This is a genomic window from Candidatus Baltobacteraceae bacterium, assembly GCA_036488875.1.
In the GTDB taxonomy this organism is placed as follows: domain Bacteria; phylum Vulcanimicrobiota; class Vulcanimicrobiia; order Vulcanimicrobiales; family Vulcanimicrobiaceae; genus JAFAHZ01.
Genome location: DASXGW010000003.1, coordinates 123,891 through 138,613 on the forward strand (window position 1 = coordinate 123,891; position 14,723 = coordinate 138,613).

The window sequence follows — 14,723 nt, forward strand, 5'->3', positions numbered from 1 at the left end:
GAGTTACGGCCCCTTTCTCGGGATGCGGGCGGCGAAGCCCGGCGGCGGTGTAGACGGTGCGTTAGGCAACGTTACGGGGGTGATGCCCAGCGATCGGCAGTTCGCGTTCGGCGGAAACGTGTTGACGGCGTCGTCGGGAATCTCCGCATCGGTTGCGGGAATCGGCGGTGTCGCGCCGCTCAGGCGCGCCGGATCGAATGCGCCGCTGAGATCGGTGATCGCCGAATTGCCGTCGCGCGGGCCTTCCGGCATGTACGGCTTTTCGTCCGGAAGCGTCGACAGCGGCGGCAGGCCGAAGAGCGTTTCCGCGAACTTCACCACCGACGCGGTATCGCCGGCGTCGTGAACGACCACGCCGCTGCGCGCGTAGGGTGAGATGAGAATGAACGGCACGCGCGGGCCGTCGCCGCACGGCTTGCCGTCCGGACAGGTCTCGAACGCCGTGGGCACGACGTGGTCGTAGAATCCGCCCGGGTCGTCCCACGTGATGATGATGGCGGAGTCGTTCCAGTACGGGCTGCGCGCGATCGCGTTGACGAACGTCGCGACGAACGCTTCGGCAACCTGATGGTCGGAGTACCTAGGCCCCGGATGATCGTCGTCGCCGCGATACTGCGCTTGCACGTAGGGATCGGGGTTGGCCGGTTTCCAGCCGAACTCGTTGCGCGACGCGCCTTTGACGTAGAAGATACCGCGATCGCCCAGCGAGCCGTTCTTGAGCGCGTCGAGCAGCGCTTGCGTCCCGTGGACGTTGTTCCAGAAGACGTCGTTGTTGCGCAGGTAGCCGAAGTACTGCGGCCCGTTGTGGTGCTCTTCGTAACCCGGCAGCGCTACGGTTGGCGAAACGTAACCCTCCTGATACCATCCCCACGGAACCGCGGCGCGTCCCGATGCTATCGTTGCGCCGAGGTCCTCTGATACGCCGGCGGTGTCTTGCGTCGCTCGGGAATCGCTGGTGCCGCCGAGGGTCAGCATCAGTGTCGCATACGTTTGCGGAATCTGCGCGCCTTCATACAACTCCGTGCGCGGACCATAAGCGGGGTTCAGGTCGTTGGCCAGCGGAACGCCCTGGCCTTTGTCGTTGGGTTTGGCGAGCTGTGCGGGGCTGCGCGCACCCTGCGTTTGGCCGGCTTGCGCCGCTATGACCGCGACGTTGCCCGGCGTCGACGGTCCCGTCATCGCCTCGAAGATATGGTCGAACAGCGCGAACGAGTGCGCGTACTTCCAGAGATACGGGATCGTGTCGCAGTCGTAGTAGGCCATCGTTTGCATGCCGGCAACCCGTGCGCCGGCACTGTTCCCCGCGAACTTCTTGGCCGCCAAGCGCTCCTGCTCGGCAACGAACCCGTCCATCTTGCCGCCGTTCATCTTGATCTCGAGAGCCTTGCGGGCTTGCGACGGGCTCTCGATGTCCGGATCGGTGATGCGGAAGGGCGTTATCCAGGTGTTGCCGATCGGGTCGAACTGCCGGAACCCATGGCTTTGGGCCTCGGCGCCGGCCAGATTATCGGCTCCCGGAAACGTTCCGAAGTAGTTATCGAATGAGTGATTTTCCTGAAAGATCACAAAGACGTGTTTGATGCGGGACTGCAGCGCCGTTGGCGGGGCGATCGGCGCGGCGCCGACGGCGAGCGATAAAGCGGCAACGGCCGCGAGCCGGAGCGACGTCACAGAAAACACAGTCTACCTTTCTAAAATGAACCCAACATGAACCCAATTCCAACTACTTCCGTTAATGCGTATATAAGGCTGCGATAAGATTGGCGACGGTATGCTTGTGCCATGAAGCGCATTTATACGTTTGCATTGCTGTTGGTCGTGTCCAGCTGCCTCTCCCTGCCGACGGCCGGCTTTGCCGCCGAAGGCAGCACGGTCATCGCGCGAGTACTCGATACGCAAGGCGGCTTGCCGATACCCGGCGCGACCGTCGAACTCCAGCGCGCGGGCGGTAAAGTGAAGAGCGCGCAGACCGACGCCTACGGTACCGCGACGTTAAAAGATATGGATCCGGGAACGTACGTCGTGCTCATCCGCGCGAACGGTTATCAAACCGCGCGGCTAGCTCCGGACCTCATCGTTGCCGGCGGCGTACCTGAGATCGGCTTCCAGACCGGTTTGAGCCGCGCGCACGGCCTCAGGACGATCGGCTACGTGGCGACGGCCGGCCGTTTATCGCTGCAAACGACGTCGACGATCAACACGCCCGTCGACACGAGCATGCTTCAGAGCGAAAACTACGGCCGCTTGGCCGACCTGCTCACTACGGTGCCCGGCGTGACGACGTCGACCAGCTCGTCGGTTGGTGACGACATGTCGCTCTCCATCCGTGGTTTCGACTCGACGGAAACCGCGACGCTTCTCGACGGGCATCCGATCGGTCCGGTCGGTGCGTTCGGCGGCGGCTACAACTATAACGTCTCGCCGTTCTGGGGACTCAGCGGCACCGACGTGGTCTTCGGCTCGGGCGCTTCGGGATTATTCGGCGCGACCACGATCGCCGGTGCGGTCAACATGGAAACGGTCAATCCGACCCGCGATCCGCATTTCTCGCTTACGCAGGGTGTTGGAACCAATGACAAGCTGATGACCGGATTCCTGGGAACGGGGACGGCCGGTAATCTCGGTTACGCTTTTGCGTGGGGTGTCCAGGGAACCAACGGTAACTTCCCCGGCGGGTACATCACGCAGAATGCTTTGCTTCAAGGCAGCGCAACGCACGTCAACTGTGCTAACCCGGCGCAGCCAAACTCCAAGTCGTGTCAAAACACGCTGCTCAATCCGGCGCCGGATTTGACCAGCGCAAACGTGAACAACAATCTCAACACCTATTGGGTCACCGGACAGTACTCGCAGTATAACTTCGTCGGCAAGCTCAAGTACGATTTCTCGCCGCGCACCAGCCTCCAGTTGACCGCGTACTCGGCGAACGACTGGTCGAACTCCACCGGCGAGGGCGACAACGATTATCAAACGTACCCGTACGCCCTCTACGGCGCCCAGACGACAATCGCGGGCAACGGTAAGGCGGGCTCTCAGGCCTACGTCAACGGAGTCCTCAAGACGTGCCATAACGCGATCACCGTGCTCACCGACACGCCCGGTGGTTACACGTGCATGACGGCCAAACAGTACGCCGTGAACTTTTACGGGCCGTTCGGAGGCGGCATCGATCGCTGGCGATCGCTGGGCAATCAAGACTACGACGCCCGTCTCAACCAGAAGTTGGGAATGGGTACGATCACGCTCGAAGGCTTCGCCGATACGTACAACTACAACGAGCAAAAAGGTCCCGGCTCCGTCATCGGGGTCGCGACGCCGTATGGCCCGGGACCGTTCTATCTCAACCTCTATAAGAATCGCGGATACCTACTCAGCGACGACTTCTCGTGGTCGAAGAACGATTTCGGCTTCGGCTATTCGTGGCTGCACGAGGGCATCAGCAACGGTTATTCCAATACGAACAGCGCCGGGACGCAGATTGCGTATTTCACGTACAATCCCGAGCTCTACCTGAGCACCGGCAGCTACTTCCTTCGCGACACGTACACACCCAACGATCGCCTGCAGATGTTCGGCAATCTCTGGGTTCAGCGGTCGCAGGATACGTCGACGACCTACGTCGATCCGCGCTTCTCGGTCGTGTATCATCTGACGCCGGGCGACGTTCTTCGTGCGACCACGGGACGTTCGTATAGCGAACCCGATCCGTCGCTGCTCGCGCTCGCGCCGCCCGTTTACGGCGCGCCCACGAGCGTCAACTGCCCGTCGAATACGACCGGCAGCGGTGCGCTGGTTTCGATTGCCTCCGAAGCCGATCCCGACCTCAAGCCCGAGACGGCAAACGACATCGAGCTGGCCTACGGTCACCGCTTCACCTCGACCACCAACTTTCAGGCCGACGTGTATCAGTCGTGGGAGAACCAAGCACTGCTTAGCGGCAACACGCAAATCACGAATATTCCGCAAGTAACGGTGCCTCAGCACTTGATCGATCAGTATCTCGCGCGGTTGTCGAAGTGTCCGGGGCTCAACCCCACGATCGATAACCTCGCGTTCAGCTCAACGTTCAACGCCTCGGGCGCGCGTTATCGCGGCATCGTGCTGTCGACGAACGTGGGCATCACGCGCAGCGTGCAGTTCAACGCCTCCTACACGGCTCAGTCGGCAGCCTACATCGGGATTCCGCAAGACATCCTGCAGCAGAATACCGGTCTGATCGACGGCGCCCAAATCTACGGCATCCCGCTGCATCAGGCAACGGCCGGCCTCTCATACCAGAACCGCACCGGCTTCGGAGCGCGCATCGACACGACGTACGTCGGCAATAACAACAGCTGGAACCGTCCGGCGTTCTGGTTTGCCAACGGCAGCGTTTCACAAGGCAGCTCCGACGGCAAGACGGTCGTGACGCTCGGCGTCAATAACATCTTCAATAGCGCCGCGCAGCAATATGGTTTGATCGGTGCCGGCGTGTATCAACCGCAGAACTATTACGGGCTCGGCCCGGCGAGCGGTCTTACGCAAGGGCAAGAAGAGTACGGCCTGCCGTTCCGTCAATATTGGCTCACCGTTAAGGTCGGTATTTAAGCGCTAAGAAAACCTGGGGATTTCGCGAGTTCTTATCGACGGCGTCTGTGCTAGGCTAGGGCCATGGCTGAGAGATACCAACTCGTCTTACAGTTCGCGTTAGCGCCGCGAGACGTGGCTCGGTTCGATCGCATTACCGAGTTCGAAAATCGTCTCGAGCGTCACTGCCAACATCCCGTCGGTGAAGCCGAGGGCGTCTATACACTCGAAGGCAGCGACTGCAAGTTGGGACACATGGAAGTGCGCTTGCTTACCGACGATCCGCCTCGCACACTGGAAGTCATCCGCGATATCATCCCGCCCGCCTGCCCCTATGACGCGGGTTATCGAAACGCGCACACGCAGGAGCCGCTGAACTCCCTCTAACCTCGCCGTGGACGGTAAATGGACGCTTCGTCCGTACCGTCCACAACGATGGTAACGACAAAACGGACGTTCGCGCTTCTCGCTGCGCTGACGATGGCAGGATGCAGTGGCGCCGGCGCGGCGGGCAACCCGATTCCGGGGTTCGGCACCGCGCCGGCGCCGGCGACCAACGCGGCGGAGAGAGCGCGACTGACCGTACGCGTGCGGATTCCCAAACGGCGGCGCGGCGCGCGGCGCGCACGCTACATCTCGCCGGCGACGAAGGGGATGACGCTTGCGTTTAGCGGGGCGTCGTCGTTAACCGATACCGTCGGCCTCACACCGTCGAGCCCGGGCTGCAAAGGTTCGCCCTTGGAGTGCACGGTCGAGCTTTCGCTACGTCCCGGCAGCTACTTGCTCACGGTGCGGGCGTACGACAAGGCGCCGGCAGCACACGCGATTCCAACCGGAGCAAACCTGCTGTCTTCTGCGTCGAACCTTCCGGTCAAGGTTGCCGCCGGGACGCAGAATCATTTGGGCCTCACGCTCGACGGCGTCCCGGCGAAGCTGACGATCGGCACGTTTGCGTTTGGCACCGCCGGCACCGGATTTTTAGCGAGCTCGTTTACCATCGGAGCGCAAGACGCGGATAGCGACACGATCGTCGGTACCTATGCAACGCCCGTGAAGTTGAGCGACAGCGATACCTCCGGCGCAATCGCCGTCGCGACATCGGGGACCGACGGTCCGCCGGCGCAAACGCTTCTGGGCTCTAGCGATACCGCCGCCTTGAGTTACAGCGGCGCGCCGCTGGGAGCGGTGACGATCGTCGCTGCGGCCGGAAACGTAAAAGCCAGCCGCGTGTTTGCCGTGACGAATCCCATCTTCGTCGCTGACGGCAGTGGAACAAACCTGAAGGAAATCGCGCCCGACTGCTTCCTTGCCGGGTGCACCAAGACGCTTTCGCCGGGCGGATACGGCGATATCGTCGGACTTGCCAGCGCTGCGAACGGCGATCTGTATGTTGCCGACGCGCCGAGCCAGACGATCTACCATTACCAGTCGTGCCCCGAGGGAGAGTGTCTCGTCGATACTCCAGCGACGGGCGTGCCGTCGCTCAAGGGCCTTGCGATCGACTCCGGAGCGCACCACGTCTACGCGTCGAGCGGCAGTTACGTGTACGAGTTTTCGCCGCCGTCGTGCGAGACCACGTCGTGCGCGTCGAACGTCGCCCAGGGCGCGTTTTTCAATCCGGCCGGCGTCGCCGTCGACGCTTCGGAAAACCTCTACGTCGCCGATCCAAGCCTCGGCGCGGTTTACAAAGTGCCTTCCGGATGCACGTCGCCAACGTGCGTCGTTGCGCTTGGCGGCACGGCGTCTAACACGCCGCAGGGCGTAGCCGTCGACAACGCGGGCCACGTCTACGTCGCCGACACGTTCGGCAGCATCTTCGAGATGCCGGATACGTGTCAGTCGCAATCGTGTGCGACCGCGATCGGAGCGGGCTTCCTCGAGCCGTACAACGTTGCGATCGACGACTTGGGCAACGTTAACGTTACCGATGTCACGGCAAACAAGGTCTATCAGTTTGTGCCGCAGTGCAGCGTCGAATCGTGCACCTTCAGCGTAGGCGGCGGATTCAGCGGCCCCAGTGCCGTCAGCATCCCGTAAAGGACCGGCGCATCGTTTGGGGTAGACCGCCCCATGGCGCTCTATGACGATGTTTGGGAGTATTTTCGCCGCGCGCACGAATCCGGGTTAGGACGGCTCCGCAACGCGGTCGCGCTCGCGCCGTCGCCCGACGGCAAGCGCATCGTGTTTACCGGTCGCATGCTCGAAAAGCTCGAAGGTACGCCGGTGTTGGCGCTCGGCATCGTCGACGTTGCCGGCGGCGTACCGCACAATCTCGACACACGTCCCGGAACGGCGTCCGCTGCGGCCTGGTCGCCGGACGGAACCCTGGCGTACGTTTCGGGTGGTACGGCGATCGTCGTCGGCGCCCAGAAGATCGAAACCGGAATCGACGGCACCGTGGAAGAGATTGCGTGGAACGCCGATTCGAAGCGGCTGCTCGTGCGCGTCGCGGGCCGCGGTGCCGATGCGTCGGGTGCTGCGGGCTCGGGCATGGCCGGCAACGGGATCGACGGCGTGCCGTCGTGGCATCCGTACGTCGAGCGCGCGCGCGACGACGAAGCGTGGCGGCGCGCGTACGTCGTCGACGCTAAAACCGGTAAAACGCTGTGGCAGTCGCCGAGTTCGGACAACGTCTGGGAAGCCGTGTGGTGCGGCGGCGACGGTATTGCGGCAATCGTTTCGAACGATCCGACGGAATCGTCGTGGTACAGCTCGGCGCTCGTCACCTATGCGCTCGGCGGCGCGCGCCGCACGCTGTTCACGCCCCATGAAGAGATCGGCCTGCCCGCGGCATCACCCGACGCGAGATACGTCACGGCAATCGTTGCGTGCTGCAGCGATCGAACCATCGTCGCGGGCGACCTGGTGCTATTCGACACCCAGAGTGCGACACCGCAGCCGCAGCCCGTCGCGACCGCTATCGACGTCACGCACGCCGTCTGGCGCGACGCGCACCGGTTGTTGTACGCCGGTATCCAGCGTATGGACGTCGTCGCCGGAGAGTTCGACGTACGCACGGGGCGCACGCGCGAGCTCTGGCGTACGAGCGAATCGGCCGGCAGCGATTGGCCGCTCGTGTGGCCGATCGGCGACGGCGACGCGTTCCTGACGGTCGTCGATTCGTACGGCCGCTACCAACGTATCGTCGCGGTCGAAAACGCCCGCGAACGCGTGATCTGCGATCTCAGCCACGACGGCACCGACTTCATCGCGCAAGCCGGGGGACACGCGGAACGCGTGACGTGGAAGGGCCGCGATGGCCTCGAGATCGACGGAATGCTCGTCCGTCCGGAAGGCGACGGGCCGTATCCTTTGGTGGTCAACGTACACGGCGGTCCCGTGTTTTCGTTTCGCAACGACTGGTCGCTTCACTATTTCTACGTTCCGATCTTCGCGCGGCACGGCTACGCGGTGCTCAATCCCAATCCGCGCGGCAGCCGCGGTCGCGGCCAAGATTTCGCGCGCATGGTGCGCGGCGATATGTGCGGCGAGGACACGCACGACATTCTGCTCGGCGTCGAAGCGATGGTCGAGCGCGGCATCGCCGATCCCGACCGCATTGCCGTGACCGGACGCAGCTACGGCGGCTACATGTCGAGCTGGCTCGTCACGCAAACCGATCGCTTCGCCGCCGCCATTCCCACATCGCCCGTCACCAACAACTTCAGCCATCATTGGACGGCGAACATTCCCGAGTTTAACCGGCGCTTTCTCAAGGACGATCCCTATAGCACCAACGGCATGTACCACGCGCGCAGCCCGGTGTTTTTCGCGAATCGCGCCAAGACGCCGACGCTGTCGATGGCGGGTGCGCGCGATCGCTGCACGCCGGCCGGACAAGCGACCGAGTTTCACCGCGCGTTAGCGGAGAACGGCGTTGCCTGCGAGCTGGTGATCTATCCGGAAGAAGGCCATCACGTCGACCGCCTGGAGGCGCAAGCCGATCAGATGGCGCGCATGCTCGATTGGCTGAACCGGTTTATGCCCAAGAAGCCGATGTCGTGACGCGTGCCCCCGTCGACCGCGAGATCGGCGACGATCTCCCCGACGACGGGACAGAACTTATAGCCGTGTCCTGAGAAACCGCAGGCGATCGTCACCGACGAATCGTTCGGGTGTTTGTCGATGATGAAGTTCCCGTCCGGAGTGAGCGTATAGGTGCAAACGCGTCCGCGCAAGTAGCTGCCGGCGGCGCCTTCGAGCCAGTCGTCGAGCGCGCCGCCGACGATGGTCGCGTCGTCGTCGTGAATGCGCCGCTCGACCTTCTCGGGATCGACGAAGTTCCCGAACTTGTGCAAGGCAGATTTGAGCGCGCCGTTAATCGCCGGAAAGCCGTAGAGCGGCGCCGGCAGATCGGCGCGTTCGATGAAAAACGTCGGAAAGATGCCGCGGTCAAAGTGTGCGTTGAGCGGCTCGAACCAGATCTGCACGTTGCGCTGCACGCGCAGCGGCAATTCGAGATCGGCGAGCAGTGGCTGCGCCCACATGCCGGGACAGATGACGAGATTCGTCGCTTCGATCTCCGTGCCGTCGTCGAGATAGACGTGGTGCACGCCGTCGCGCTTGTCGATCGACTCGACGCGCGTGTTGAAGCGCATGTCGGCGCCGTGCGCCGCGGCAACGTTGAGATGCGCGTCCAGCGCCGACTCGGGAAAAACGATGCCGGCTTGATGCTCGAGCAGTCCGACTTCGTCGCGTCGCGGGAGCGTGCCGGGGAAGCGCCGCGCGATCTGGTCCGCATCGAACTGCTCGAGCGGCAGATCGTACTCGTTGGCGGCGCGTAACGTGCCGGCGATTCCTTCGCGGTCGGGGGTTCCGACCATCAGGATGCCGACGAAATCGACCAGCTCGCGTCCGGATTGCATTTCCAACTCGTGCCAGAGCTCGTAGCTGCGCTGGAGAAGCGGGACGTACGCGGGGTTTTCGAAGTAGGCTTTGCGGATAATGCGCGACTCGCCGGTCGACGAGCCCTTTTGATGAAGGCGCTCGAACCGCTCGAGCCCGATCGCGCTCACGCCGCGGGTCGCAAGATGCGCGAGCGCGGCGCCTCCCATCCCGCCAAGACCGACTACCGCGACGTCGTAGCGCACGCAACCTCCAGAAAATAAGAGAGCCTTCCTTTCTGGAAGGCTCCCGCGGTTCCCATCATGGTCCAACCGCTGCGACAGGCCCGAGCAGAGAGAGAAGGCCGGTCGCTCCGTTGTGCACCCTGATGGTCTTATCGGCAGTAAAGGCTCCGGCGCGTAGGGGGAAGATCCACCTTGCCGCCCACCGGCTTGGCAAGCACCGATTGGAAGATGCCGAGCCGCCCCGTCGCAAAGCCCTGTGCGCTGCCGGCCATATAGAGCCGCCACGCGCGATAGCTCTGTTCGCCGGCGGCCGCGATCGCCGCGCGGCGGTTGGCTTCCAGACCGGCCCCCCACGCGCGCAAGGTCCGCGCGTAGTGCTCGCGCAGGCTCTCGACGTCGCGCACTTCGAAGCCGGTGCGCTCGGCGATCCCGAGCGCGTCGGATACTGCGACGAGCTCGCCGTCGGGAAAGATGAAGCGCTCCATGAAGCCGTTCGCACGTCCGCCCTTACGGCCGTCGCTCTGATCGGCGATGCCGTGGTTGAGAAAGAGGCCGCCCGGACGCAGCGCTTCGTAGGCCGCGCGAAAGTATTCGGGCAGTCGCGCGCGGCCGACGTGTTCGAACATGCCGACGCTGACGATCTTGTCGAACTGCTCGCCCGCAAGCTCGCGATAATCGCGCAGCTCCACCCGCGCGCGATTCCCGACGAAAGCGGCGGCGATTCGGCGCTGCGCCTCGTCGTATTGCGTCTGCGACAGCGTGATGCCGAGCACGTGAGCGCCGTAGCGTTCGGCCGCGCGCACGACCAGCGCGCCCCAGCCGCAGCCAATGTCCAATAGCCGCTCGCCGGGCCGAAGATGAAGCTTGTCGAGCGTGTAGTCGAGCTTGGCCGATTGGGCCGCATCGAGCGTCTCGACGCCGTCGTCCCAATACGCACACGAATACACCATTTCACGATCGAGAAAGGTCCGGTAAAACGCAATCGGCTGATCGTAATGAAAACCGATCGCCAGACGATCGCGCTCTTGCGAGTGAACGCGGCCGTGCAGTTTAGCTTCGCGCAGCGACGGCAGGTCGCATTTTGGAAGCCGGCGCAGCAAGCGCAGCAGTCCCACGGTATGCGGCAGCGAGATCCCGCTGCTCGCGTTGAGCAGCGCGTCGACGGCCCGTTCGACGTCACCCTCCACGTCGAGAATGCCGGCGGCGAACGCGCGTCCGGGGTTGAGATCGACCGGGGGCGAGAACGCCATCCGCAGCGCGCCCGGATCGTTGACGCACAGCACGAAACGCTCCGAGCCCGTCGCCGGCAACCGGGTTCCGTCCCAAAACGCCACGCCGAAATCCTTGAGGTAGGCGTCGCCGAAAAGCTCGCGCAGTGCCCCATCGGCCACGTCGACGTGGGGATCGGAATGTGTGGTATCGGCGAGGGCGAAGGGCTGGCGCATAGTGGTGCTCCAGAGTTTCTTACCCGAACTGGCGCAAACGCTCGCGGGTGTTTTCAGGCTATCGCCCGACGCCTTTATCACTGCGTCGACATTGACGCACGAGGCGATGGCCCTAGGAATCACCATCGTGCTGCTGGCCGGATTCAGCGAGGCGGTCGCCGCCAGCATCGTGCTCTTCGCCAATCGCGTGAAGCCGGCGCGCTTCATCTTTACCTGGGCGATCGGCGCGCTATTGTTTGCGTTCAGTTACTCGTTCCTGGTCGGCAGCACGTGGGTCGTTCTGCGGGTGCTGCACGCCCCGCCGGTCCCGTTTCGCGAGCTAGCCGCGATTTTTGCGGTATCGTACGCGCCGCTGCTGTTTTCGTTTCTCGGGGCGCTGCCCTATTTCGGCCCCGGTGTGCTCAACGTGCTTCGCGTTTGGCATTTCCTCGCGTTGATCGTCGGGTTCGCCGCGGTGGATCACGTGACGTTCGTCGCGGCGGCATGCTACGTCGCGCTCGGATGGATCGGCGTGCTGGTCGCGCAGCAGAGCTTCGGAAAGCCGATTGCAGAGTTGGGAACGCGCGTCCTCGACGCCGTTGCGGGCGTGCGCTTAGTCGCCGACGAGGATATGGTCATCGGTCGTGCGACCACTGGTTCGTCACTGGTTAAACGCACGCGCGACACCGCGCCGGTCGTACCGAGTCCAAAGCCGGTTCATCCGGCGGTTTGGCAAGCAGCGGTTGGTTTAGCGTGCGTCGGTCTGTTGACCGTCGTCGTCGCGCTCGCGCTCGATCCGGTGCGCGGCGCCGTTTTCGGGTGGGAGAGTCACCTGCCGCGTATAGCACGCGTTCCCATCGATCTCTTTTGGCTCGGCGTGCTCGCAATTATCGTTTCGGGATTCATGGCGCCCGTCGAGACGCTGGGCTGGTGGGCCGGCTGGTACGGCGATCGCATCGACGCCACCGTCGACGTGCAGCCTTCTGACGATAAGGCTCCGCCGCAGGACGTGTCGCGCTACGTCGTCTACCTCGACGGCGTCGCGCAATCGAGCTCGCATTACACACCCGACATCGAGACGTTCCTCGACGCGCTCGCCGCGGAGCTGCCCGACGGCGTGCGGCTGATCCGCGGCGTCATGTCGTACTCGGTGATGAACCGCCCGCTCGAAGACGACCCGCTGTTTTCCCGATTGTGGTCGTTCATCGACAGCGAGAGACTTGGGGGCCCCAGCGGCTCTGCCGATGGGGGGCGCGTAGGCGCGAAGCGCCGGAGTGCCTTTTCAATGTTAGGGGTCCCCGGCGCGCGAAGCGCGTTGGGGATGGTCGTGAACTTGCGCAACATGCTGATCGTCGCGGTTTCCGCCGATCCGCGCTACGGGCCGATGTATAACTTCGGCATCGCGCAGATCGTCGTGAAATCGCTCGTGGCCAACGGCTATAAGCCGCGCAGCGGCGTGCCCTTGACGTTGATCGGCTACAGCGGCGGCGGCCAAATGGCGTGCGGCTCGGCGCGCTTCGTCAAACAGGCCATCGACGGCCCTATCGACGTCATCTCCCTGGGCGGCGTGATCAGCGGGGACGATCCGATTCTCGATTTGGAGCACCTCTACCATTTCGTCGGCGATCGCGACAACGTCGAACGCATCGGCCCGGTGCTGTTTGCATCGCGCTGGAAGATCGCGGTGCTCTCCAACTGGAATCGCGCCAGACGCTTGGGGCGCTTGACGGAAATTTCGCTCGGTCCGGTGGGACATCAAGTGCCCGGCGGGATGCTCGATCCGAATCTCGAGCTTCACGACGGACGCACCGCGCTGCGTCAAACACTCGACTACATCGAGCACGTGCTCGACGGAACGATTCAGGTCGCCGAACCCTGGCTGAAGAAGAAAGAAAGCGCGTACGAGCGGTACTCGAGCGCGCCGTGGAATCGCGCCGAGTTCTATCCCGTATCGCGGACGTGCACGGAGTTCACTCCGGTGGCCGATTGGGCCGGCCGCCTGATTCTGCCCGATCGCAACGCGCGCTTCGGCGGCGCGTTGCTCGAGCTGCGCTGCACGCCCGCCGATCGACGAGATCTTCTGGGAACGACGATACGTTTGCAGTGGAACGAATCGTCGCCGGGCGTGCGCGAGATGCTGCGAGCGGTGCGCCGCGACGTGAACTTCGGTGCGCAAGCGTACTACACGAGCACGTACGGCGGATTCGTTCATCCGGTGCGCTTGAATCGCTGGCGGTTGGTCGACCCGCTCGAGTCGCTGGCCGCCGCGCATCCCGTCGACGACGTTTTCGTCAAACTCGCAGGGACGATCGACGTCGCGACGGACGGCAAGGAGACGGTACTGCGCATCGAGCGAGAGCCCGTGCAGATAACGGGATGTTTCTACGGACTCGTGCGGTTCTTGGAGCCTCAAAACGACGGGGTCGTGACGGTCGCGCATTACGACTCGTCGACGCATCGCTGCAACGGGAAACGCACCGCCGTGCGCGTTCTGCCGGCGATCGATCGTCCGCTCGGCTCGTATCCCGGCGACGAGTGGTACGTCTACGGCTTACCGGGCGCGGACGGGACGCTGGTGGTGCAGGCGATGGCGCCGCGCGACGAACTGCTGGCGCGTGAAAACGGCATCCCGTGGAGGGCCGGTGACCGCGCGCTCATCGTGCAGATTACGGACGGAGGGTTCGGGCACTATGCCTACGGGACGGCCAGCATCGTCCACGATGCGACGACCGGCGACTTGCGTGTCGAAAAGACCTACTACCATCTCTACGCACACAACCCCGAGGGACTCGTCTCCGGCGCGGTGGATTGGTCGCGCGCGATGGGCGATCGCCAGTTCGGCTGGGGCGGACGTCGCACGGTCTCGGAGCTCGTCATCAAAGACGCGCGCTTAGCGCCGCTCTTCGGAAGTGTCGCGCTGCAGCTCGGCGCTATGGCGGCGCGCTATCGCATCGGCGACGGTACCGGCGGCACCTACGCGGGCATCGCGCACAACTCGACGCAAGACTCGAATCGCGCGTTCGTGAAGGCAGTGCCGCAGCTGCGCAAGCGACTGGAACCCTTCGGCGCGCTCTACGCGGGCTGGACGCCGAACGAGTTTAGCTTGGGAAGCACGTTCGAAGACGCGCCGTTGCGCAACTTGGCAGTGGCGTTGAGTAACTGGCCGTGTATCGTGCCGGCCCTCGCGCGCGAAGCGATCGTCCACGCCCTCGCGCGCGACGGCGCACACGTTACATCGACGAAATCTGACTCAGCATCCTTCCGGCTTGGTCCGCCGGAACGGACTGAGCAATATCGGCTTGACTGATCATGCCGACGAGTTTGCCGTCTTCGACGACCGGAATGCGCCGGATTTGTTTTTCCGCCATGATGTCGATGACGCGCTCTACCGGGTCTTCGGGAGTGACGGTCACCGGGTTGGGCGTAACGATCTCGCCGACGGTCGTTTTGCGCGGGTCTTTTCCCTGTGCTATCCCGTGAATGACGATGTCGCGGTCGGTGACGATTCCCTGTACGCGCTGCTGTTCGTCGCAGATCGGGAGCGCGCCCACGTCGTGTTGCGCCAAGCGTTCCGCGGCGGTTTGAAGCGAATCATCCTCGCGCAACGCTTCAACGTTCTCGGTCATAATGTCGGAAGCGGTCGATGCTTTCAATGCCATGGGCC

The 14,723-nt window shown here is 63.6% G+C and carries 9 protein-coding genes; 5 read left to right on the plus strand and 4 right to left on the minus strand.

Annotated elements, in window-relative coordinates; genetic code table 11:
• Window positions 1-3: 3 nt before the first annotated feature.
• Complete coding sequence (locus tag VGG89_04970) at window positions 4-1,671, minus strand: alkaline phosphatase family protein (GenBank protein HEY1975869.1); 1,668 nt, start codon at window positions 1,669-1,671, stop codon at window positions 4-6.
• A 111-nt stretch (window positions 1,672-1,782) separates the two neighbouring features.
• On the opposite strand from VGG89_04970, the gene VGG89_04975 reads away from it, so the two are divergent.
• The 4 genes from VGG89_04975 (at window position 1,783) to VGG89_04990 (ending at window position 8,571) form a co-directional block, all read left to right on the plus strand.
• Window positions 1,783-4,587, plus strand: coding sequence for a TonB-dependent receptor (locus tag VGG89_04975; GenBank protein HEY1975870.1), 2,805 nt, complete (start codon window positions 1,783-1,785; stop codon window positions 4,585-4,587).
• 63 nt (window positions 4,588-4,650) lie between these two features.
• A complete protein-coding gene (locus VGG89_04980) occupies window positions 4,651-4,953 on the plus strand; it encodes a hypothetical protein (protein HEY1975871.1) in 303 nt (100 codons plus the stop codon).
• Window positions 4,954-4,971: 18 nt separating this feature from the next.
• A complete protein-coding gene (locus VGG89_04985; protein ID HEY1975872.1) occupies window positions 4,972-6,603 on the plus strand; it encodes an NHL repeat-containing protein in 1,632 nt (543 codons plus the stop codon).
• Between the two features lie 33 nt (window positions 6,604-6,636).
• On the plus strand, window positions 6,637-8,571 hold the full coding sequence (locus VGG89_04990; protein HEY1975873.1) for a S9 family peptidase: 1,935 nt from the start codon (window positions 6,637-6,639) through the stop codon (window positions 8,569-8,571).
• On the opposite strand, the gene solA is transcribed toward VGG89_04990, so the two are convergent.
• Window positions 8,511-9,656, minus strand: coding sequence for an N-methyl-L-tryptophan oxidase (solA, locus tag VGG89_04995; protein ID HEY1975874.1), 1,146 nt, complete (start codon window positions 9,654-9,656; stop codon window positions 8,511-8,513). The two genes, VGG89_04990 and solA, sit on opposite strands and share 61 nt — an antisense overlap.
• Window positions 9,657-9,784: 128 nt before the next feature.
• Window positions 9,785-11,080 (minus strand): cyclopropane-fatty-acyl-phospholipid synthase family protein, encoded by a 1,296-nt coding sequence (locus VGG89_05000; protein HEY1975875.1) that lies wholly within the window; start codon window positions 11,078-11,080, stop codon window positions 9,785-9,787.
• Window position 11,081: 1 nt separating this feature from the next.
• Between VGG89_05000 and VGG89_05005 the strand changes: the two genes are divergently transcribed.
• Entirely contained in the window at window positions 11,082-14,366 is a 3,285-nt protein-coding gene (locus VGG89_05005) for a hypothetical protein (GenBank protein HEY1975876.1), read from the plus strand.
• On the opposite strand, the gene VGG89_05010 is transcribed toward VGG89_05005, so the two are convergent.
• Complete coding sequence (locus VGG89_05010) at window positions 14,290-14,718, minus strand: CBS domain-containing protein (protein ID HEY1975877.1); 429 nt, start codon at window positions 14,716-14,718, stop codon at window positions 14,290-14,292. The genes VGG89_05005 and VGG89_05010 overlap by 77 nt on opposite strands.
• Window positions 14,719-14,723 lie beyond the last annotated feature (5 nt).

Bases quoted from the DNA above. Each gene is read 5' to 3' on its own strand.
- VGG89_04975 (HEY1975870.1), top strand. From the start codon at position 1,783: ATGAAGCGCATTTATACGTTTGCATTGCTGTTGGTCGTGTCCAGCTGC.
- VGG89_04980 (HEY1975871.1), top strand. From the start codon at position 4,651: ATGGCTGAGAGATACCAACTCGTCTTACAGTTCGCGTTAGCGCCGCGA.
- VGG89_04985 (HEY1975872.1), top strand. From the start codon at position 4,972: ATGGACGCTTCGTCCGTACCGTCCACAACGATGGTAACGACAAAACGG.
- VGG89_05000 (HEY1975875.1), bottom strand. From the start codon at position 11,080: ATGCGCCAGCCCTTCGCCCTCGCCGATACCACACATTCCGATCCCCAC.
- VGG89_05010 (HEY1975877.1), bottom strand. From the start codon at position 14,718: ATGGCATTGAAAGCATCGACCGCTTCCGACATTATGACCGAGAACGTT.
- VGG89_04990 (HEY1975873.1), top strand. From the start codon at position 6,637: ATGGCGCTCTATGACGATGTTTGGGAGTATTTTCGCCGCGCGCACGAA.